Origin of the sequence: Paraburkholderia sp. SECH4 (assembly GCF_030511745.1) — a bacterium.
Classification (GTDB): Bacteria; Pseudomonadota; Gammaproteobacteria; order Burkholderiales; family Burkholderiaceae; genus Paraburkholderia; species Paraburkholderia madseniana.
In genome coordinates this window covers 102835-122834 of record NZ_JALOCP010000025.1, presented here as the reverse complement: position 1 = coordinate 122834, position 20000 = coordinate 102835, and the positions used below count along the sequence as shown (strand labels likewise).

Annotated in this window: 20 protein-coding genes and 1 pseudogene; 18 read left to right on the top strand and 3 right to left on the bottom strand. The window is 59.5% G+C overall.

Translation table 11 applies throughout. The features are described 5' to 3' along the window. The first annotated feature begins 47 nt into the window (after nucleotides 1–47). The 8 genes from M0D67_RS28465 (at nucleotide 48) to M0D67_RS28430 (ending at nucleotide 8172) form a co-directional block, all read left to right on the top strand. Entirely contained in the window at nucleotides 48–962 is a 915-nt protein-coding gene (locus M0D67_RS28465; RefSeq protein ID WP_266240600.1) for a LysR family transcriptional regulator, read from the top strand. A 329-nt stretch (nucleotides 963–1291) separates the two neighbouring features. Next, a complete protein-coding gene (locus M0D67_RS28460; RefSeq protein WP_266240612.1) occupies nucleotides 1292–2155 on the top strand; it encodes a TauD/TfdA family dioxygenase in 864 nt (287 codons plus the stop codon). A 49-nt stretch (nucleotides 2156–2204) separates the two neighbouring features. Continuing rightward, on the top strand, nucleotides 2205–3257 hold the full coding sequence (locus M0D67_RS28455) for an ABC transporter substrate-binding protein (RefSeq protein ID WP_266240599.1): 1053 nt from the start codon (nucleotides 2205–2207) through the stop codon (nucleotides 3255–3257). Nucleotides 3258–3327: 70 nt separating this feature from the next. After that, on the top strand, nucleotides 3328–4158 hold the full coding sequence (locus tag M0D67_RS28450; RefSeq protein WP_266240598.1) for an ABC transporter ATP-binding protein: 831 nt from the start codon (nucleotides 3328–3330) through the stop codon (nucleotides 4156–4158). Then, a complete protein-coding gene (locus M0D67_RS28445) occupies nucleotides 4155–5033 on the top strand; it encodes an ABC transporter permease (RefSeq protein WP_266240597.1) in 879 nt (292 codons plus the stop codon). The genes M0D67_RS28450 and M0D67_RS28445 overlap by 4 nt, the downstream gene beginning before the upstream one ends. Nucleotides 5034–5169: 136 nt before the next feature. Then, entirely contained in the window at nucleotides 5170–6576 is a 1407-nt protein-coding gene (locus M0D67_RS28440) for a selenium-binding protein SBP56-related protein (protein WP_266240596.1), read from the top strand. Then, complete coding sequence (locus M0D67_RS28435) at nucleotides 6573–7256, top strand: hypothetical protein (RefSeq protein WP_266240595.1); 684 nt, start codon at nucleotides 6573–6575, stop codon at nucleotides 7254–7256. The genes M0D67_RS28440 and M0D67_RS28435 overlap by 4 nt, the downstream gene beginning before the upstream one ends. A gap of 205 nt (nucleotides 7257–7461) precedes the next feature. Further along, complete coding sequence (locus tag M0D67_RS28430; protein ID WP_266240594.1) at nucleotides 7462–8172, top strand: SDR family NAD(P)-dependent oxidoreductase; 711 nt, start codon at nucleotides 7462–7464, stop codon at nucleotides 8170–8172. Nucleotides 8173–8445: 273 nt separating this feature from the next. Here the strand turns inward: M0D67_RS28430 and M0D67_RS28425 are convergent, their stop codons facing one another. Further along, nucleotides 8446–9027: a hypothetical protein gene (locus tag M0D67_RS28425; protein ID WP_266240593.1), complete on the bottom strand. Its 582-nt coding sequence runs from the start codon at nucleotides 9025–9027 to the stop codon at nucleotides 8446–8448. 185 nt (nucleotides 9028–9212) lie between these two features. On the opposite strand from M0D67_RS28425, the pseudogene M0D67_RS28420 reads away from it, so the two are divergent. After that, a pseudogene (locus M0D67_RS28420) lies at nucleotides 9213–9654 on the top strand (DDE-type integrase/transposase/recombinase); the annotation flags it as partial. Nucleotides 9655–9686: 32 nt separating this feature from the next. Here the strand turns inward: M0D67_RS28420 and M0D67_RS28415 are convergent. Beyond that, on the bottom strand, nucleotides 9687–10640 hold the full coding sequence (locus M0D67_RS28415) for a LysR family transcriptional regulator (protein WP_266240592.1): 954 nt from the start codon (nucleotides 10638–10640) through the stop codon (nucleotides 9687–9689). Nucleotides 10641–10739: 99 nt separating this feature from the next. On the opposite strand from M0D67_RS28415, the gene M0D67_RS28410 reads away from it, so the two are divergent. The 4 genes from M0D67_RS28410 to wrbA all read left to right on the top strand — a co-directional run bounded on the left by M0D67_RS28410 (nucleotide 10740) and on the right by wrbA (nucleotide 13466). Then, nucleotides 10740–11495, top strand: a complete 756-nt coding sequence (locus tag M0D67_RS28410; RefSeq protein ID WP_266240591.1) for an SDR family oxidoreductase — start codon at nucleotides 10740–10742, stop codon at nucleotides 11493–11495. Between the two features lie 102 nt (nucleotides 11496–11597). Continuing rightward, a complete protein-coding gene (locus M0D67_RS28405; protein WP_266240590.1) occupies nucleotides 11598–12236 on the top strand; it encodes a glutathione S-transferase family protein in 639 nt (212 codons plus the stop codon). 81 nt (nucleotides 12237–12317) lie between these two features. Then, nucleotides 12318–12683: a nuclear transport factor 2 family protein gene (locus M0D67_RS28400; protein WP_266240589.1), complete on the top strand. Its 366-nt coding sequence runs from the start codon at nucleotides 12318–12320 to the stop codon at nucleotides 12681–12683. Nucleotides 12684–12866: 183 nt separating this feature from the next. Further along, complete coding sequence (wrbA, locus tag M0D67_RS28395) at nucleotides 12867–13466, top strand: NAD(P)H:quinone oxidoreductase (protein ID WP_266240588.1); 600 nt, start codon at nucleotides 12867–12869, stop codon at nucleotides 13464–13466. 100 nt (nucleotides 13467–13566) lie between these two features. On the opposite strand, the gene M0D67_RS28390 is transcribed toward wrbA, so the two are convergent. Next, nucleotides 13567–14919, bottom strand: coding sequence for an MFS transporter (locus M0D67_RS28390; RefSeq protein WP_266240587.1), 1353 nt, complete (start codon nucleotides 14917–14919; stop codon nucleotides 13567–13569). A gap of 266 nt (nucleotides 14920–15185) precedes the next feature. On the opposite strand from M0D67_RS28390, the gene M0D67_RS28385 reads away from it, so the two are divergent. Genes M0D67_RS28385 through M0D67_RS28365 form a run of 5 tightly spaced genes read left to right on the top strand, consistent with a single transcriptional unit; the run spans nucleotide 15186 to nucleotide 19961 of the window. Continuing rightward, nucleotides 15186–15647: a MaoC/PaaZ C-terminal domain-containing protein gene (locus tag M0D67_RS28385; RefSeq protein ID WP_266240586.1), complete on the top strand. Its 462-nt coding sequence runs from the start codon at nucleotides 15186–15188 to the stop codon at nucleotides 15645–15647. 18 nt (nucleotides 15648–15665) lie between these two features. Beyond that, complete coding sequence (locus tag M0D67_RS28380; protein WP_266240585.1) at nucleotides 15666–17243, top strand: class I adenylate-forming enzyme family protein; 1578 nt, start codon at nucleotides 15666–15668, stop codon at nucleotides 17241–17243. A gap of 29 nt (nucleotides 17244–17272) precedes the next feature. Further along, nucleotides 17273–17686: a Zn-ribbon domain-containing OB-fold protein gene (locus tag M0D67_RS28375; RefSeq protein ID WP_308112605.1), complete on the top strand. Its 414-nt coding sequence runs from the start codon at nucleotides 17273–17275 to the stop codon at nucleotides 17684–17686. Nucleotides 17687–17734: 48 nt separating this feature from the next. Beyond that, nucleotides 17735–18832 (top strand): thiolase, encoded by a 1098-nt coding sequence (locus M0D67_RS28370; RefSeq protein ID WP_266240584.1) that lies wholly within the window; start codon nucleotides 17735–17737, stop codon nucleotides 18830–18832. A 19-nt stretch (nucleotides 18833–18851) separates the two neighbouring features. After that, nucleotides 18852–19961 carry a CaiB/BaiF CoA-transferase family protein gene (locus M0D67_RS28365; protein WP_266240583.1) on the top strand — a complete coding sequence of 370 codons (1110 nt, stop codon included), beginning with the start codon at nucleotides 18852–18854 and terminating at the stop codon, nucleotides 19959–19961. The last annotated feature ends 39 nt before the right edge of the window (nucleotides 19962–20000 follow it).

Below are 20000 nucleotides of genomic sequence, written 5' to 3'. Positions count from 1 at the left end.
ACTGCTAAGCTAGAAAACATAATCAATCAAAGATGGACAATCGGCGAATGGCAGATCTAAAAGATGTCAATCTGAACCGCCTTGCGATTTTTGTTGCAGTGGTGGAAGCGGGCTCGTTTACCGCGGCGGCCGCGCGTCTCGGCCTCACGAAAACCATGGTCAGCACGCATCTGCAGCGGCTCGAGCGCGAAATCGGCGCGGGTCTGCTGGTCCGAACGACGCGGCGGCTCAGCGTGACCGAAAGCGGGCGTGCTTTCTACGAGGCAAGTTGCAAGATCTTGCAGGCGGCGGAGGAAGCGCTATCGGCCGTATCGGGGGAATCTGCGCCGTTACGCGGCACGTTGCGCGTGAATGCGCCGATCGACTACGGGGCGTTGGTGGTGACGCCCGCGCTGGTGGAGATGCGCCGTACGTATCCGGAACTCGACATCGAACTGGTTTGCAACGACCACTATGTGGATCTGATCGCGGAAGGCATCGACGTGGCCATCCGTCTGGGGCAACTTGCCGACTCGGGCTACCGTGCCGTGAAGCTCGGTGGTTACGTCAAATGGATCGTCGCGAGTCCGGAATTCATCGATACGTGGGGTAAGCCGAAGACGCCGGCTGCGCTCGCTGCCATGCCTCATGTCGCGCTATCTGTCTTGCCGCATCCGCTGACGCTTGAGTTGCAGCGGGCGAAAGGCACAAGACAAAGCGTGCGCTGCGAGAATGTTCTGCTGGTGAATACGGCCGATGCCGCCCGTGCGGCGACACTGGTGGGCGGTGGCTTCGGATTGCTGACTGATTTTTCGATCGCGGAAGACGTGGCGGCGGGGCGGTTGGTCCGCCTGTTGCCGGCTTGGGCCGGCAAGCCCAAGGGCATCTACGCGGTGTTTCCGCCTACCCGTTATCCGACGGCAAAGGTACGCGCATTGATCGACGTGATCAGGAGAAGGCTCGAGGAGCCGGTTGACGGCTGACGCCGGACAGATTTTTGCTGGTAACACGCCAGGCTGCTGTCGGGGGGATGGGCTCAGTAACCATCCCGACGGTGCGGCAAAGCTGCTCGCGCCCAACTGGGGCTTGGCCGCGGCGACGATCGAGCGTGCGAATGGGCGCCGCAGCGCGTTAAAGCATCGGGTTTATCACTCCAGCAGATAACCGTATCGGATTTGCTTCGTTGTCGCCGCGCGCATGCACCGGTAAATTCGTCTGACTTCGCCTTAGCCGGCGTCCTTCGAACAGATTCGACGAAGAGTTTCCTGTGACGACTGCCTTAACACCCACCGCCGCCAGCGCCACTGGCCATATCAATCAAGCCCGGCACATCGAAATTCGCGCTTTCGACGGTCCCGTCGGCGCTGAAGTTCTGGGTCTCGATCTCAGCGAACCGTTGGGTCAGGACGATTTCGCGCGCATTCACCGTGCGCATCTGGACCATCACGTGCTGGTGTTTCGCGATCAACGCATCACGCCGGATCAGCAGATTGCCTTCAGCCGCCGCTTCGGCCCGTTGCAGATTCACGTGCTGCATCAATTCCAGTTGCCGGGCTACCCGGAGGTGCTGGTCGTCTCGAACATCGTCGAGAACGGCCAGCCGATCGGTCTCGGCGACGCCGGTCATTACTGGCATTCCGATCTGTCGTACAAGGAGAAGCCGAGCCTCGGTTCGCTGCTGCATGCGCAGGAACTGCCTTCGGAAGGCGGCGACACGCTGTTCGCCAACATGCACCTCGCGTGGGACACGTTGCCGGCGCACTTGCGTAACGCGGTGGAAGGGCGTTCGGCCGAGCACACATATCTCGCGAAATACGCGGAATTGCAGAAACGCAGCCCATGGCGGCCGAATCTGTCGGCGGAGCAGATCGCACAAGTGAAACCAGTCGTGCAGCCGATTGTGCGCACGCATCCTGAGACCGGGCGCCGCGCGCACTTCGTCAGCGAGCATTTCACGACTCGCGTGATCGGCTTGCCGGAAGACGAGAGCAATTCATTACTCGAGGAAATTTTCGCGCATAGCGTGCGCCCCGAGCATCTGTACCGGCATCAATGGGCCGAACACGACATGGTGTTCTGGGACAACCGCTCGTTGATGCATCTTGCGGCCGGCACGCCAGATCATCTGCGCCGCAAACTGTATCGCACGACGATTGAAGGCGACGTGCCGTTCTGACGGCAACGCCGCTCGCCATAACCACTATCACATGCTGACCGGAGTTCCGATGCCTGCCAGGTTTCGCCCGACCGCTCTGCGGTCGTCTTTTCCCCGACGTTTGACCGCAACGCTGCTTACTTTGTCGATGGGTGTCGCCGGTTTCGGCGCAGCCGTACCCGCGCACGCCGAAGGGCAGATCCGCATCGCCGAACAGTTCGGTATCGTCTATCTGCTGCTGAACGTAGCGCGCGACCAGCAATTTGTCGAGAAAGAAGGGCGTAAGCAGGGCCTCGACATCAAGGTCGACTGGGTGAAGCTCTCGGGTGGCGCCGCGGTCAACGATGCGTTGCTCTCCGGCGCGGTGGATATCGCCGGTGCGGGCGTCGGCCCCTTGCTGACGATCTGGGATCGCACGCACGGCAAGCAGAACGTGAAGGGCGTGGCCTCGCTCGGTAATCTGCCGTACTACCTCGTCAGCAACAATCCCAATGTCAAGACGATCGCCGACTTCACCGAGAAGGACCGTATCGCGCTGCCGGCGGTCAATGTGTCGGTGCAATCGCGCGTGCTGCAATACGCGGCGGCGAAACGCTGGGGCGACAAGGATTACAACCGTCTCGACAAGTTCACGCAGGCGCTGCCGCATCCCGACGCGGCCGCGGCGATCATCGCAGGCGGCACGGAAATCACCGGACACTTCGGCAATCCGCCGTTTCAGGAGCAGGAACTCGCCGGCAATCCGAAGGCGCACATCGTGCTGAATTCGTACGACGTGCTGGGTGGCCCGAGCTCGGCAACCGTCCTGTACGCGACGGAAAAATTCCGCGACACCAATCCGAAGACCTATCGCGCCTTCGTCGATGCGCTGGCGGATGCCGCACGCTTTATCTCCGCGAACCCCGACGCCGCAGCCGATATCTACATCCGTACGAACCAGTCGAAAATCGACCGCAATCTGCTGCTGAAGGTCATCAAGGATCCGCAGGTGCAGTTCAAGGTCGCACCGCAGAACACGTTCGGACTCGCGCAGTTCATGTATCGCGTCGGCGTAATCAAAAACGAGCCCAAGTCATGGAAGGATTATTTCTTCGACGATCCGGCAACCGCGGCGGGAAGTTGAGCGTGATTTTCTTATCGAGCTTCGCCGGCTATTCATCGGCGCGTGCGGTCGGCTTACAGGGAGCGATCTGATGGTGGCCAATCCTACCTTGCTGTTTCCGAACGATACTGAGCAGGCCGCTCCGGCGACCAGCGAAAGACTGCTCGCGGTCGAACACGTCAACCTCGAATACCGCACGCGTGAACGGATCGTTCGCGCGACCCACGACGTGAGTTTCGACGTGTACGGGGGCGACCGCTTCGTCCTGCTTGGCCCCTCGGGTTGCGGCAAGTCGACGCTGCTCAAAGCCGTGGCCGGTTTCATCCAGCCGACGTCGGGCAGCATCTCGCTCGAAGGCGTTGCCGTGCGCGGCCCCGGCGCTGATCGTATTGTCGTGTTTCAGGAATTCGACCAGTTGCCGCCGTGGAAGACGGTTCTGCAGAACGTGGCTTTCCCGCTGCGGGTGGCGATGAAACTTTCACGCACAGAAGCCAAAGAACGCGCGCTGCACTATCTCGACAAGGTGGGGCTTGCTTCGTTTGCCAATGCCTATCCGCATACGTTGTCGGGCGGGATGAAGCAGCGCGTCGCGATTGCCCGCGCGCTGGCGATGCAACCGCGCGTGCTGCTGATGGATGAACCGTTTGCCGCGCTCGACGCGCTGACCCGCCGCAAGATGCAGGAGGAACTGCTGCGCTTGTGGGAAGAGGTGAACTTCACGCTGCTGTTCGTCACGCATTCAATCGAAGAGGCGCTCGTGGTCGGCAACCGGATACTGTTGCTGTCGCCGCATCCAGGCCGCGTGCGCGCCGAGCTTAACAGTCACCAGTATTCGCAGGATAGTTTCGGGCGCAGCGACTTTCAGCACAGCGTTGCGCGTATCCATCACCTGTTGTTCGAACAAACGGAGGCCGTTCAATGAGCACGCCCACCGTCCTGCTGCCGCCGGTTCGTGAGGAGTATGAGCGCCCGCTCGAACCGCTCGGTGAACTTGTCCTCGAAGCGCCGCTACCTCTCGGCAAGCGCCTCTTTGCGCAAAGCTGGTTGCGCAAGACGCTGATTGCGCTGGTGTTGATCGCAGTATGGGAAATCGCCGCGCGTGCGGTCGACAACGATCTGCTGCTGCCGACTTTCGGCGCGACGTTCAGCGCCTTCGTACAAGGTGTCTGGTCGGGCGAACTGCTGCAGAAAACGGCGGTGTCGATGTCCGTGCTGCTGCGCGGCTATCTGCTTGGGGCCGCACTCGCCTTTGTTCTGACGTCGCTGGCCGTATCGACGCGTATAGGCCGCGATTTTCTGTCGATGCTGACCGCGATGTTCAACCCGTTGCCTTCCATCGCGCTGTTGCCGCTCGCTTTGCTCTGGTTCGGACTCGGCACCGGCAGCCTGCTGTTCGTCCTGGTGCACGCGGTGCTGTGGCCGCTTGCGCTCAACACGTACTCCGGTTTTCAATCGGTGCCGGCGACGCTGCGTATGACGGGGCGTAACTACGGCCTCACCGGTATGCGCCATGTGCTGCTGATCCTGGTACCGGCCGCATTGCCGTCGATTCTTGCAGGCTTGCGCGTGGGCTGGGCCTTTGCGTGGCGCACGCTGATCGCCGCCGAACTCGTATTCGGCGCGAGTTCCGGCAGCGGTGGGCTTGGGTGGTATATCTTTCAGAATCGCAACGAGTTGTATACGGATCGCGTTTTCGCCGGGCTGGCTGCGGTCATCGTGATTGGCCTGCTGATCGAGCATCTGGTGTTCGATACGCTCGAACGCGTGACCGTTCGGCGTTGGGGCGTGCAGCACTAACGGCCCGATGTCGCGACAATGAGAGTGTGGCAACGCGCTTAAGTATGACGAAATGCGAAGCGCGCTGACGTGGGGGAAACAACCGGTCGCTCCCGCCGCTACCGGCCCCGAACCAGATCGACAGGAGGACCTCGTCATGGGAATGCGCCCAGATCCTACGTTCCACGCATCGCCGAAACTCGCCATGGATGCGCCAGCGGAAGACTTCGCTTACACGCTGCTGCTCAGCCCCGATTTCTCGCAGCCCGATGCGCTCGCCGTCGTCGATGTGAAGCCCGGATCGCCGACCTACAGCCAGGTGGTTCACACGGTGCCGGTGCCGAACAAGGGGGACGAATTTCACCACTTTGGATGGAATGCCTGCTCATCGTCACTGTCGCCGCTGACCGGCCACGCCTTCCTCGAACGGCGTTATCTGATCATTCCGGGGATGCGCTCCTCGCGCATCTACATCGTGGACGCCAAGCCCCATCCGACCCAGGCGAAAATCCACAAGATCATCGAACCCGAGGAAATCTTCCGCAAGACGGGCTACTCGCGTCCCCACACCGTTCATTGCGGACCGGAAGGAATCTACGTCAGCACGCTCGGTGGCGCTGGGAAGGACGGTACCGACGGTCCCCCGGGGATCTTCATCATGGACTGCGAGACTTTCGAGGTTCTCGGCCGCTGGGAAATCGACCGTGGGCCCCAGGAAAAACACTACGATTTCTGGTGGAACCTGCCGCGCGACTACATGGTGTCGAGCGAGTGGGCGTTGCCGCCGCAATTCGAGAATGGGATCGTCCCCGAAGATCTTCTCTCGAACAAGTACGGGCACCACATCCACTTCTGGGATTTGCGGGCGAGGCGCAACGTGCAGACGATCGACCTCGGCGCCAACCATCAGATGGCGCTCGAAGTGCGGCCTGCGCACGATCCCAGCCGCGAATACGGCTTCATTGGCGTGGTGGTGGATACGACGAACCTTGAAGGATCGATCTGGACCTGGTGGCGGGAGGGCGGAAAGTTTCACATCGAGAAGACCGCGACGATTCCGCCCGAGCCCGCGGCCGCGGAACTGCTTCCGCCCTTGCTTCAGGGATTCGGCGCGGTGCCGCCGCTCGTCACCGATATCGATCTCTCCATCGACGACAAATTCCTGTACGTCGCCTGTTGGGGAACCGGCGAAATGCGCCAGTACGACGTGACGGAACCCCGTAAGCCGAAGCTCACGGGATCAGTCCACATCGGCGGGATCGTACGGCGCACGCCTCACCCGAACGGTCAAACCTTCGCGGGTGGTCCGCAGATGGTCGAGATCAGTCGCGACGGGAAGCGTGTCTACTGGACCAACTCGCTCTACTCGACGTGGGACAACCAGTTCTATCCGGACGGTGTGCCGGCGGCACAGGTCATGGCCCGGGCGGAACCTGGTGGCGGCCTTGCGCTGGCCGACGACTACTGGGTCGCCTTTCCCGACGGATACCGGGCTCACCAGATCCGGCTCGAAGGCGGTGACTGTTCGACCGATTCGTTTTGCTACCCGTCGGTGGGAACTTGATTGGTAGTGGCTGGCCGCAGATCGCCCTTTGGTTAGCCGTCGCGGCGAGTGGCCTCTATCACGGGCTCAACCCGGCGATGGGATGGCCGCTCGCCGTTTCGAGCGGGCTGATGGACAAACGTGCACGGGCGCTGTTTTCCGCACTCCTGTATCTCGCGGCGGGGCACGTGTTGGCCATGTTCGTGGTGATCGTGCCCTTCGCCATGCTTGCGGTCCTGCTCGCCTGGCAGCGCGAGATCCAGATCGGCGCGAGCGTGCTGGTCATCGGCTTTGGGGGCTGCCTTCTGATCTGGCGGCGCCATCCGCGTGTACTCGCGCGTATCCCGCCGTCGCGGCTTGCGCTCTGGTCCTTCGCCGTTGCCATCGCGCACGGCGCCGGACTGATGCTGGTACCGATCTACCTCGGCCTTTGCCGGTCCTACGACATGGATCGAGGGCATCAGGCCGCGCGGACCCTGATCGACGCCAATCTGGGCATGGCGCTGCTTGTCTCCGGCGTCCATGCGATCGCCATGATCGCGGTTGGCGGATTGCTGGCCTGGCTGGTTTACCGCTACCTGGGGCTGAAGTTCGTGTCACGGAGCTGGTTCAACCTGGACGCAGTCTGGGCATCGAGCCTCATTCTGGTGGGCACGCTCTCATTGGCATTCAATGCCACGCTGCCTGGCGGCGAGGGTTGATAAGGGCGGGCTCGCGTCGACCCACGGCGGGGTCGCCCGATTCGTTCGCACAGGACGTCCCCCTCGACCCCATTTGTTCCGCTCGCGCAAAATAGTTTGTCCATAGCGGGTGTTTTCTCAGCGCGTGAATACCCCTAGATTAGGCACCTATCGGAGCCACCGGCCCGGTGGGCAAGAAAGCCCAATCCAATATTCGAGGTATTCCATGAGCACGTCGCAAAAGGTCGTAGTTGTTACTGGCGCATCGCAAGGCATTGGTGCCGAGACCGTCAAAGCATTCCGCAAGCTTGATTACCGCATCGTCGCAACGGCACGCAGCATCAAGCCGTCCGAAGATCCCAACATCGTGACGGTAGCGGGTGACATCGCTGATCCGGCGACGGCGCGTCGCGTGATTGCCGAGGGCGTGGCACGCTTCGGCCGCATCGACACGCTGGTCAACAACGCCGGTGTCTTCATCGCAAAACCGTTTACCGGCTATACGTCTGAAGACTACGCTGCGGTGACGGGCGTGAATCTGAACGGTTTCTTCTACATCACGCAGTTGGCGATCGCTGAAATGGAGAAGAACAACAGCGGCCATGTGGTCAGCATCACGACGACCCTGGCCGACCACGCCATCGACGGTGTGCCGTCGGTGTTGGCATCGCTGACGAAGGGCGGTCTGAACGCAGCCACAAAGTCACTCGCAATCGAATATGCGAAGCGCGGCATCCGTGCGAACGCGGTTTCGCCCGGCATCATCAAGTCGCCGATGCACGCCCCCGAAACCCACGGGGCACTCGGCGCACTCCATCCGATGGGCCATATGGGTGAGATGAGCGACATCGTCAACGCGATCCTGTATCTGGATGCGGCGCCGTTCGTGACGGGCGAAATTCTGCACGTCGATGGCGGTCAGAGCGCCGGGCACTAAAGCAGCACGGGGGCGCTGCTGGTTGCGCCCCTTAATTGACCACAACCAATGGTTTCGGCATCGAAGTCGGCTTGAAGATATCGTTGGTGTGCACCGAAGTCGCAACCAGAGCGAATGTGTAAAGCCTCAACCATTCGCTGTAACCGTGTACGAGTGCTTCGACCGATTGGGTTAGATAAGGCGAAAATCTGGCCGTTATCAGCTCGGTTCAAGGGAAGCTGATCTCGCTTTGCCTGAACGGCGCAAAACGCGACACCTGAACTCTCCCGGTGACTACTTGCTCGTTCCGGGCTTGACGGATATCGCAACCGCTTCGGTGTGCACAATCTCAACCTGATCACCCTTGCGAATGTTCTTCAACTGCTCGGGGTCCACCAACACATCCACCGTGCCCTGCGGCCCCTTTATTGTGACGTGTTCCCCCTTTGCATCGACGGCAACGACATCGCCCACTACCGTCACTTCACGACTGATTGTGCCGCCCGGTTTGGCCCCGGACGCGGCCGGCTGTGAGATCCGCCGCTCCCTGGCAGACCGTGGGCCGTTCGTTTTTGTGAGACTCAGAGACCTCGCCTCCCGGTACTCGGTGGTGACCACATCGCCAACCTTGAGCTGATCAAAGTTGTGCACTTCCGCGCCGGCCTCAAGTTCTTCGACGCGGCCGTTCTTGTCTTTGAGCGTGACGGTCCGGGTTGCAGGATCAATGGCGACGACCGTGGCAATTACCGTTGCAGTTCCTGTTACGGTGCTCTTGTCTGCACCCTCTCTGATTTCCACAGACGTCTGTGGCTGGGCAAATACCGGGCAGGTCATCATGGCGACCGCGGCCGCCACAAGGAAATACTGGATCTTCATTGCCGTGCTCCCTGGATCGGCTCCGGAAAGATTCAATTGGACTTTCTCACATATCCCGCTACGGCGCGCATAGGGGCATGTCCCAAGCTTGATACCAATGCAAGACAGGCGCGGGAATTGTTAGCCGAGCATATCGAGGGTGCTGCGAAGACCTTACCGCTGCCGGCTTCTGCCTATGCGGTCGGATGTGTCACAAGTTACAACGCTGCTGCGGGAAGTTCGGCACCGGTTTGGCTCAGCCTGTCAAAGCAGCTCGGCGCAAACCAGGCACGACATGTCACCTTGACGAAGTGTTCGTTACGCTCCGCGGTGAGCCGTACTTGCTGTGACGGGCAGTCGATCAGCACGGTGCCGAGTTCGATATCCTGCTGCTGAAGCGCCGCGACATGGATGCAGCCAAACGGCTCTTCATACGCGTGCCTGCTTCGTGTGTAAAGGCGCCGCGCAAGATTGTGACTGACCAACTGCGTAGCTATCAGGCGGCCAAAGCTGAGATTCCCGAACTGGCTGATGTCAGGTACGTCTTCGTCAAAGCCAGCGCGCGGATCAATAACCGAGCCGAAAACAGTCATCAGCGCGATGCGCGAGCGTAAGCGACACATGTGTGGCTTACGCGATCCCGAACGCTAACGTGACAGCGCCTTTGGAAAGGGTCGCAATCACCGGCTACGATGACCAGGTGGCTTCCAGCCCATCAGCGTCTCGGCGCTCCATTCCGCCGGGCTGAGTCTGGAGATGAAGAAGTCGGCCAACGCGCTAACCTTTGCTGGCCTTGCGCGGGCAGTGGGTGTGACGAAATACAGACCGCCTTCGGGCAAGCGCCAATCGGTCAAAATCGGTTCAAGCCGTTTGTCGGGGAAATACTGCGTCGCAACGAACTCGGGAAGCTCAGCAATGGCAAGTCCCGCGAGGAGCGTGGGCAATAACGCTTCCACGTTTGTTGCCCGCAATGCCCCGGTCGGTGTGATCGTGCATTCCTCACCATTTTTGTGGGTAAAACGCCAAACGTCCCGCTTGCTCCTGTTGGCGTAGGTAAGGCATTGGTGCGCGCCAAGATCATGGGGGTGCTGCGGGCGACCATAGCGAGACAGATAGGTTGGAGATGCCACGACAAACCGGCGCACGGGTGCTATGAGACGTGCAGCGAGTGACGAATCTTCCATGATGGCGATACGGAGGGCCGCGTCAAAGCCATCACCGATCAGATCAGCATGGGTGTCCGTGAGATGAAGTTCCACGGAAATATCCGGATAGGTCCGGAAGAACTCCGGCAGCAGTGGGGCAACCCAGCGCGCGCCGAACGACAGTGGCGCAGCGAGCTTGACCAGACCACGCGGCCGGCTTGACGTCTCACGCGCGATATTCTCCGCTTCTTCGGCGTCGGCGTAGATTTTCGCCGCGCGCTCGGCGAGCATATGGCCGTAGTCCGTGAGCGCAAGTCGTCGGGAAGTGCGGTTAAAAAGCCGTCCCCCCAATCGCTCCTCGAGGCGGGTGACGGCCCGGGAAACTGTGGCAACGGAGACGCCCATCGTCGCCGCAGCAGCAGCGAACGAACCTTCTTCGGCGACCTTCGCGAACATCGCGAATCCTTCAAAGTCAGGCAGCTTTGACATCGACAATCCTGCAACGATGGTTTTCAATCATTTCTATTTCGAAAATTAGCATGCTGCCATAGATTTGTCTCATCGCACAGCTGTGCATGGAGATAGATCATGGTACGTAAACTCGAAGGAAAGATAGCCGTCGTCACCGGCGGCACAACCGGTATCGGGCTTGCCACCGCCAGGCGTTTTGTGGGCGAGGGCGCGCGGGTTTTTGTGACCGGCCGTCGCCAGGCTGACCTCGATGCCGCCGTTGCGGCGATCGGGCCGAGGGCGACCGGTGTGCGCGCCGACTCCGCCAATCTTAACGACCTCAACCGGCTCTACGAGCGCGTAAAGACAGAAGCAGGCCGCATCGATGTGCTGTTCGTCAATGCAGGCGGTGGATCGATGTTGCCCTTGGGGGCGATCACTGAAGAGCAGTATGACGATACGTTCGATCGCAACGTGAAGGGCGTGCTCTTTACGGTGCAGAAGGCGTTGCCGCTTCTCGTCGATGGCGCCTCGGTGATACTCACTGCGTCGAACGTCAGCATCAAGGGCACGCCGGCGTTCAGTGTCTATAGCGCCTCGAAAGCCGCGGTGCGCAATTTCGCCCGGAGCTGGACGCTCGACCTGAAGTCTCGCGGCATCCGCGTGAACGTCATCAGCCCGGGCCCGATCAAGACACCAGGCCTTGTCGATCTGGCCGGCCCCGATACCGTGCAGCAGCAGAGCACGCTCGACTACATGGCGTCGACCATCCCGCTCGGGCGTCTCGGCGATCCCGACGAAGTCGCGGGTGTCGCTGTCTTTCTCGCTTCCTCAGATTCGAGCTTCATCGCCGGTACGGAGATCTTCGTCGATGGTGGACAAGCTCAGATTTGACGAGAGGTCCTGAAGCGGTCGGGTGATTCGATACCGGCCACTCAATTCCAACAGTACGCCAGACGCCGACCCAGGCGACCAATCCGCACAAAGGAAATGTTCATGAACACAATGTTCGAAGTTCACGCTTTCGCCACGCCCAACAGTCTCAAAGTCCCCATCGCGCTGGAAGAGATGGGGCTCGACTATCGGCTCGTGCCCGTCAACCTGCGCCAGGGCGAGCAGAAGACCGCAGCCTTCAAGGCAATGAATCCCAATGGGAAAGTACCGGTTCTCATCGATCGTTCTGCTCCCGAAGAAGGCGACCTGGTATTGGGCGAGTCCGCCGCGATTCTGGTTCACCTTGCAGAGAAGACTGGACGACTTCTTCCGAAGGGTGGCCCGCGGCGCGGCAAGGTCTTCGAGCAACTTTTCTTCCACGCGTCCGGCCTCAGCCCGGCGTTCCTGCAGGCCTTCCTGGTCGCGATCCAATCGTCGCCGCAACCCGAGGCGAAGGCGCGCGCGCTAGCGGAGGTTGAACGAACGCTGGGCGTGCTCAACCACGTTCTCGAGCGTCATCCGTACGCTGCAGGCGACGAGTACAGCATTGCGGACATCGCCCATTTTGGCTGGGTGTGGCGTCATCAGGCAATCGGCGCGAGCCTCGACAAGTTTCCGTTCGTCGCTAGTTGGCATGAGGAAATCGCGACGCGACCCGCTGTCGTCACCGCTATCGAACGAACCGTGGCGCTCGCTCAGTAGACCGATGCGACATCCCATCCTTTAAATATTCACCCAACGTAATCTGGCCCAGTTCGTAGTCAATCAGCAAGGAGAATAGTCATGACCGATCGCATCAATGAATTGCTCTATCGCAACCTTCAGGAAGTCTTCGGCGAGGGCGACGCTAAACGTCGTCGCGCGGCCATAGAGGAACTCTATACCGAGGACTGCGTGCTCTACGCGCCTCCGGGTGTATTCGTCGGGCACGATGCTCTCGACACATTCTCCGGGGAACTTCGCGCAACACACCCGCATTTCGCCTACTCGCCGCACGGTGAGCCTCAGGCTCTGCACAACGCTGGCCGCCTGGCGTGGGGGTCTGGCCCGCGGGACGAGGCCCCCCACTATACGGGCGTGGATGTGATCATCGTTCGCGATGGGAAGATTGCTGCGCTCTACGTCTTCCTTGATTCCATGCCTTCATAACCCGATGGTGATCCCCCCGGTCGTTCGATGCGCAGGCACCGTGCGGGTTGCCCGAAAGCGAATTCTCGTACGAACACACGCAGCCAAATGATGTTTGCATCCCGCAGCCGCGAAGTGCGCGCTGTCGGGTATACGCAGTTCCCCAGGGCGGCAACGCCGAATCTATATAAATAGGAATTCAAAATGTCGAAAGTTCTAGTGCTGTATTACTCATCATATGGTCACGTCGAAACACTGGCCGATGCCGTGGCTGAAGGTGCGCGCTCGACGGGCGCCACAGTCGATGTCAAGCGGGTACCGGAAACGGCGCCGGAGGAAGTGGCCAAGGCTGCCTACTTCAAGCTTGACCAGCAAGCGCCGGTTGCGACGGTCGCCGAGTTGGCCGACTACGACGCTATTGTTGTCGGTACGCCGACCCGTTTCGGGCGCATTTCCTCCCAGATGGCCGCATTTCTGGATCAGGCCGGCGGTCTATGGATGAGCGGCGCGTTGAATGGCAAGGTTGGCGGTGCTTTCACGTCGACCGCCAGCCAGCACGGCGGGCAGGAAACGACGCTGTTTTCGGTCATTACCAACCTGCTGCACTTCGGCATGGTCATCGTTGGTCTGCCATACAGCCATCACGGGCAGATGACGCTCGACGAGATTGTCGGCGGTGCTCCCTATGGAGCCACGACCATCGCCGGCGGAAAAGGTGAGCGCCAACCGAGCGCGATCGAGCTCGAGGGCGCACGTCACCAGGGCGAACTGATTGCCCATACGGCAAACAAGTTGTTCAGCTGACCGTCGGTCACTATTCGCGCCGTTGCGTGGACGGTGGGGCCAGGCGGATTCCCGCCTGGCCCATGCCGATCGAAGGCGTGTTCAAGGAGTTCTCCGCATATCAGGTCTTGCGCCAGAAAATGTGATAGGACAGAAGAATCGCCGCACCACAAAGTGAGCCCATTGCCATCATTGTGCTAACTGCGGCGTTACTCAGGTCGGACGCAAACAGAAATCCAGAAATTGCAGGCGAAGCGATACCTCCGAACCGCCCGACACCGGTGACGAACCCGGCGCCAGATGCACGAACTCGCGTGGGAAACGCACGCATCATGTACGCGTACAGGCTCGATTGGCCGCAATACAGTGCTACCCCAACCAGCCCGCTTGCGACAAAAAATTCGTTTGACATGCGATGAATGGTAGCGAGCAGGAGTACTGCGGCGGTGCTTGCAATCAGGGAGAAGGCTATAAGCGACTGGATTCGAATTCGGGTGGCCAGAAATGCGGCGAGCAAGGCGCCAACGAGTCCGCCGCCGCTGCACCACGCGAATGCGTGAGCTGCGCCTGCAGCCGTGTAACCAATGTCCGTTGCAAGCTTGGATAGCCAGTTCAGACAGTAGTAAAAGGTGGCACCATGCAATGCGTACGTCAACGTTACGACAGCGGTGATGACCAACAGATCTTGCTTGAAAAGTTCGACAATCGGCGCTTTCGCAGTGCTTACCTGCTTTGACTCGATCCGTGCAATGGACTCCTTTGCCATTCTGCCGAGCACTGAGTTGATTCGTGCGAGAGCGTTGACTGGGCGAGTGGCGACGATGAATTCAATCGATTCCGGCACAATCAGCGCCGAAATAGCGGCCGCCAGGAAGGTACCGATTGAGCCACACAGGAACACCGACCGCCAGGACCAATGAGATAGAAGCGCGGCTGCGAAGTTGCCGCCCACCAAGCCCCCGACTGAAAAACCGACGGTGATAAGAACCGTTACACGGTTCCGGACTCGATCGTTTGAGTATTCGGCTGCAAGCGCGGTAATACCTGGCAACAGCGCACCGACTCCCAGACCTGTAATAGATCGCCCCAGGACGAGCGCCATGGGACCGTTGGCAATCGTGCATATAGCCATCCCACAGCCGGCAAGGATGAGACTGGCAAGCATGATGGGTCGCCTGCCGAATCGATCACTTAGCGGAGCGATCAGGAAGGCTCCGGCGCCGCTTCCAAAAAGGCCGACAGAGGCAATGACGCCGAGTATGTTCGGTGGGAGCTTGAGGTCAGCTCGAATGCCTGGAAGCGCGAACGCCACGGCAAGGAGATCGTATCCGTCCAGGGCATATAGGCAAAACAATACGACAACCAACGCGACCTGAAATTTCCCCATAGGGCTGGTGCGAATGATGGTTACTGGATCGTTTCGCGAGTGATCCTCCGGCATTGATGCGCCTAGCGTCCTGTCGGTTTCATACATAGGTCTACTCCATTTGCAGCTGCTTATATCGGGTGGCTCATCTCGACGTGGTGCGACTGACCCCACCAGCGAACGAGCCCGAGTGCACACATTCCTACGGATCGGAAAACGATTAAATAGGTATATCTACTTAACAAATAGGTCTATTTGTTTCTTCGGATTTTGACTATGCTGTGTCTTGTCGACGCCTGTTGCGTCGCGAGGCTGACCCTGCTGGTGGTCGTTTGCCGCGAATGCGCGGCTATGGTGAGAAAGGAGAGAGTTAGATGGCTGCAGGACGATTCGCCAAGTACTGGCACGACTTTGAGGTAGGCGAGGTGATCGAAACCGCGCCGCGTACGATTGAGAGTGGTGACGTGGGCCTGTTTGCCGGGCTCTCGGGAGACTTCAATCCCGTGCACGTCAATGCTGTGGCGGCGGGAAAGGGCATCTTTGGTGAGCGAATCGCGCACGGGTTGCTTACCCTGGCTGTCACGTCGGGCCAGATCAATCAGACGGCGCTTTTCGTTGGCACTACGATCGGTTTTCTGGGGCTGGACAAGGTTCGCTTTTCCAATCCGGTGCGCTTCGGCGACACGATCTTTACCTCGGTCAAAGTCACTGAAGCCCGGGCCTCGAGCAAGGGTGACCGAGGTGTCGTCGCGATGGAGATCAAAGTCGTCAACCAGCGTGATGAGGTCGTTCTGACCTATGACCAGGCGTTGCTGATGGCCGGTCGGCCGGTCTGATCGAACGGAGACATGAGAATGAGCGGACTGGAGACATTTGGTACGGTCAGCGATGCGCTTGCGAGGCGCGCCCGGGACGCAGGGCAGTCGCTTGCTGTGTCATTTCCGCTCGAAGGTGAGCGACTTACCTTCGAGGATTGGGATAAGTACGCAACGCAAGTTGGAAAGGGCTTGCTCGAGAGTGGGCTTCAACCGGGTGACCGGTTGGCGCTATGGTCGCAGAATTCCATTGCCTGGCTGATTACCTGCCTTGCTGCGGCTCGCGCGGGGTTGATCCTCGTTCCCGTCAATACGTACTTTGGTGAAGGGGAGCTTGTCTATGCGCTCCGGCAATCGGGTGCAAAGGCGATTGCGCTGTCCAAATCGTTCCGCTCGAAGTCATATTTCGATGTGTTTTCGGCTGCGCGGCAGAAGGTTCCGGACGTTGGCCTTACGGTCGTGCTTGATGGTGAAGAAAGCGCTTGTCTAAGCCTTGCCGCGTTGCGTGATATCGGAAGGTCCAGTGACAGGGCGCTGCCGGACGTGCCGCCAGGTGCCCCGGCGGTCATCATCTACACGTCGGGTACGACCGGTTACCCGAAGGGTGCAACGCTTACGCACGAGGCGGTGATGGCACAGGGCGCGTTGAGCTCCCGGCGCCTTGGAATGCGAAGTGACGATCGGGTCACATGCGTCGTTCCAATGTTCCACAGCGCATCTTATTGCACGGCGGTGCCGGGATGTCTGTTCACTGGCGCCACGTATATCGGACAGGATGCGTTCAATGCTACCAGCATGCTACAGGTCATCGAGTCGGAGAAAGCGACCGTGCACTTTGCCGTACCGACTACCTTAAGCGCGTTGCTTGACCATCCGGATCGAGCTTCGTATGACCTTTCTTCCCTGCGGATCGGAACCTGCGGAGGCATGGATGTTGATGCCGCTGTTCTGCGCCGCTGTGCAGCGGAATTGGTCCCTGGGATCGTCCAGATTTACGGATTATCAGAGATCAGCGCCATTGCCGCGTGCGGCGATCCGAATGATCCAGACAGATTCGACAATTGCGGGCAAAGCCTGAACGGATACCGTATTCGTATCGTTGATCCAAACAGCGGGCTTGAGGTCGCCCGAGGGGTTTCCGGCGAAATCCAGATTAGCTCGCCATATGCGATGCGTGGGTACTTCGATATGCCTGAAGAGACGAAGACTACGTTCTCTGATGACGGCTGGGTCAAGACCGGCGATATCGGCTTCCTGAGAGAAGACGCAAAGCTGGTTGTCAGTGGTGGTCGCCTCAAGGACATGATCATCCGTGGTGGCGAGAACATCTATCCCGCGGAGATTGAACGTGTACTGACTGCATACCCGGGAGTCGAGCAGGTCGCTGTTTTTGGAATCAGGGACGCGTATTACGGTGAAATCGTAGCAGCTGCGATTATCGGAAAGGACGAACTCTCAGTGTCTGACCTGGATCGGCATTGCCGGGAACGACTGTCGAGTTACAAGGTTCCAGTCAAATATTTCCGCATGGAACGTTTTCCGCTTACCGCGAGCGGAAAGGTTCGAAAGGTTGAGTTGAGAGAAATGGCAACAAACGATCAACTTGCTGGCCTGTAAGCAAGGCTGCAGAATTGGATAGGAAACGCATGAACATGGAAACTTCGCGTCCAATGCCGGTCCCCACGCCGGAAACTGCGCACTTTTGGGAAGGTACCCGGCTCGGTGAGTTGCGGCTTCAGATTTGCGACGATTGTGCGCACACCTATTTTCCGCCGCGACCGTTTTGCCCTCATTGCGCGAGTCGTTCGGTATCGTTGAAGCGCGCGAGCGGTCGCGGGACTTTGTACAGCTATGCGATTTCGCATTTGCCAGCTCCGGGCTTCACTCCACCATACTCGATTGCCGTCATTGAACTCGAGGAGGGGCCGCGGCTCATGACGAATATCATTGGGTGTCCGCAGGAACCTGAAGCACTTCGGCTGGATACACCTGTCGAAGTGGTCTTCGTGAAACAGAACGACGACATTACGCTACCTTTGTTCAAGCTCGTGGAGGCATAAATGGCGCGACGTTCTGTAGCCGTCGTAGGAGCGGCGGAAAGTACCCGAATGGGTAAAGTACCCGAGATGTCGCAGATTCAGCTGCATGCAGATGCAGCACTGAATGCACTGGCCGATGCTGGTTTGCGTCCTTCAGACATCGACGGCATTGCAACGGCCGGGGAGCAGCCCGAGACTGTCGCGCATTACCTTGGAATCAAGCCGCGGTGGATTGATGGAACGGGAGTCGGCGGCTGCTCGTTTATGCTCCATCTTCGCCACGCGATGGCAGCGATCGAATCGGGTCTGTGCCGTACTGTCCTCGTAACACACGGTGAAAGCGGGCGCTCGCGAGTTGCGCCGACGGGTTTCCCGATTCCAGTCCCGGGTAGCCTGTTGCAGCAGTTCGAGACACCGTTTGGCACAACTTATCCGCCGACAATGTTTTCAATTCCGGTGCTGCGCTACCTGAAGAGGCACGGTCTCGACGAATCTGCGCTGGCGTCGGTCGCAGTGGTTCAACGACAATGGGCGGCGCTCAACCCGCGCGCGAGCCAGAAGGATCCGATTACGATCGAGGACGTCCTGGGGTCCAAGATGATCGTCTACCCCTTCCGTTTGCTGATGTGCTGTGTTGTGACCGATGGCGGCGGGGCTATTGTATTGACAAGCGCCGACAGAGCTCCAGATTTACATGAACACCCGGTTTACATCATTGGGACCGGTGAGAGCTGCGAGACCCCGATGATCAGCCAGATGGAGGACTTCACGACGTCTGCTGCGTTCCGGCGTGCAGGCCGCGATGCGTTCGCAGAGGCGGGTATCAGCCACGCGGACGTGGATCATCTGATGCTCTACGATGCTTTTGCGCACCTTCCCCTTTATGGACTGGAAGACCTCGGCTTTTGCCAGCCCGGTGAAGCGACAAGCTTCATCAGGGAGGGGAATACTGCTCCTGGCGGGCGGCTTCCCGTCAATACCAACGGTGGTGGATTGAGCTACATGCACTCAGGTATGTATGGGATGTATGCGCTGCAGGAGTCGATTCGCCAGGTCAGAGGTATCGCGGCGGCACAGGTGCCCGACGTGGAAATTTCTGTTGCACACGGGGTGGGCGGCATGTTCTACACGAGTGGCACGGTGGTATTCAGTAGAACGCGGCCTTGAGATGTGGTTGGAGTTGAAGATGAATTCATTTACAGATCAGAATCCACCTTTGGTGGGGCCGCTCAAAGGTATTCGGCTGTTAGAGTTTGCCGGTATGGGCGCAGCACCCTTTGCGTCGATGCTGCTTGCCGATCTAGGTGCGGAGATCATTCGCATCGAACGTCCAGAGTCTACAGAAGAGCCGGCGAGTCCAATTGCGGTGCGCGGTAGGCGCCGAATTCGAGCCAACCTCAAATCTCCGCTCGACGTTGCCCGAGTCATGGAGTTGACGGATCAAGCGGACGGGTTGATCGAGGCGTACCGGCCAGGCGTAATGGAGCGTGTCGGACTTGGTCCTGCGGAATTGCTCGCGCGTAACCCGAAGCTCGTGTATGGAAGACTCACTGGTTGGGGGCAAGGAGGCCCGCTGGCGTACTCTGCAGCGCATGATATCAATTACATCGCGATCACCGGCGCGCTGGCTGCAATCGGGTCGAAAGAGCGGCCGATACCGCCACTTAACGTTTTGGGTGACTTTGCGGGCGGGGCGCTCTATCTGGTTATGGGCATGCTGGCCGCAATTATTGCTGCTCAACGTACCGGCCTTGGTGACGTGATTGATGCAGCGATGTGCGACGGATCCGTGTCGTTGATGACGGCGATAATGGAAAAGACCGCGGAGGGCCAGTGGCGTGAAGAGCGGGAGGCGAACGTGTTCGATGGCGGGGCACCGTACTACCGGACCTACGAGTGTGCGGACGGTCGCCACGTGTCTATCGGTTCCCTTGAACCTGCATTTTTTCAGCAACTCTGTGAACTGACCGGTCTGAAGTCGTCGGTGCCTGCGAGTGAGCGGGAGCGCCCGGAGAACTGGGCGGCACTACACGCAGACATGGAAGAGTTATTTCGACGGAAGACGAGAGATGAGTGGACCGCGATACTCGAAGGCACGGACGTTTGCTACGCACCGGTCCTGACGCTTTCGGAAGCGCAACGGCATCGGCATTTGGTAGCGCGGCGGGTTTTCGTCAAGGAGGGCGGGATTGTCCAGCCGGCTCCGACACCACAGTTTTCGACTGGCGAGTTACCGGTTCGGCCTGTAGATCCGACACCGCTTGACATTGCATCTTTTGAAGGATTTGTCTCGTGACCACGGGTTGTCACGCGATATAGCATGAATCCAGAACGT

What these genes read in the sequence shown, in the direction of transcription:
- M0D67_RS28465 (WP_266240600.1), top strand. Translation starts at nt 48, where the DNA reads ATGGCAGATCTAAAAGATGTCAATCTGAACCGCCTTGCGATTTTTGTT.
- M0D67_RS28455 (WP_266240599.1), top strand. Translation starts at nt 2,205, where the DNA reads ATGCCTGCCAGGTTTCGCCCGACCGCTCTGCGGTCGTCTTTTCCCCGA.
- M0D67_RS28450 (WP_266240598.1), top strand. Translation starts at nt 3,328, where the DNA reads ATGGTGGCCAATCCTACCTTGCTGTTTCCGAACGATACTGAGCAGGCC.
- M0D67_RS28445 (WP_266240597.1), top strand. Translation starts at nt 4,155, where the DNA reads ATGAGCACGCCCACCGTCCTGCTGCCGCCGGTTCGTGAGGAGTATGAG.
- M0D67_RS28440 (WP_266240596.1), top strand. Translation starts at nt 5,170, where the DNA reads ATGGGAATGCGCCCAGATCCTACGTTCCACGCATCGCCGAAACTCGCC.
- M0D67_RS28430 (WP_266240594.1), top strand. Translation starts at nt 7,462, where the DNA reads ATGAGCACGTCGCAAAAGGTCGTAGTTGTTACTGGCGCATCGCAAGGC.
- M0D67_RS28425 (WP_266240593.1), bottom strand. Translation starts at nt 9,027, where the DNA reads ATGAAGATCCAGTATTTCCTTGTGGCGGCCGCGGTCGCCATGATGACC.
- M0D67_RS28415 (WP_266240592.1), bottom strand. Translation starts at nt 10,640, where the DNA reads ATGTCAAAGCTGCCTGACTTTGAAGGATTCGCGATGTTCGCGAAGGTC.
- M0D67_RS28410 (WP_266240591.1), top strand. Translation starts at nt 10,740, where the DNA reads ATGGTACGTAAACTCGAAGGAAAGATAGCCGTCGTCACCGGCGGCACA.
- M0D67_RS28405 (WP_266240590.1), top strand. Translation starts at nt 11,598, where the DNA reads ATGAACACAATGTTCGAAGTTCACGCTTTCGCCACGCCCAACAGTCTC.
- M0D67_RS28400 (WP_266240589.1), top strand. Translation starts at nt 12,318, where the DNA reads ATGACCGATCGCATCAATGAATTGCTCTATCGCAACCTTCAGGAAGTC.
- wrbA (WP_266240588.1), top strand. Translation starts at nt 12,867, where the DNA reads ATGTCGAAAGTTCTAGTGCTGTATTACTCATCATATGGTCACGTCGAA.
- M0D67_RS28390 (WP_266240587.1), bottom strand. Translation starts at nt 14,919, where the DNA reads ATGTATGAAACCGACAGGACGCTAGGCGCATCAATGCCGGAGGATCAC.
- M0D67_RS28385 (WP_266240586.1), top strand. Translation starts at nt 15,186, where the DNA reads ATGGCTGCAGGACGATTCGCCAAGTACTGGCACGACTTTGAGGTAGGC.
- M0D67_RS28380 (WP_266240585.1), top strand. Translation starts at nt 15,666, where the DNA reads ATGAGCGGACTGGAGACATTTGGTACGGTCAGCGATGCGCTTGCGAGG.
- M0D67_RS28375 (WP_308112605.1), top strand. Translation starts at nt 17,273, where the DNA reads ATGAACATGGAAACTTCGCGTCCAATGCCGGTCCCCACGCCGGAAACT.
- M0D67_RS28370 (WP_266240584.1), top strand. Translation starts at nt 17,735, where the DNA reads ATGGGTAAAGTACCCGAGATGTCGCAGATTCAGCTGCATGCAGATGCA.
- M0D67_RS28365 (WP_266240583.1), top strand. Translation starts at nt 18,852, where the DNA reads ATGAATTCATTTACAGATCAGAATCCACCTTTGGTGGGGCCGCTCAAA.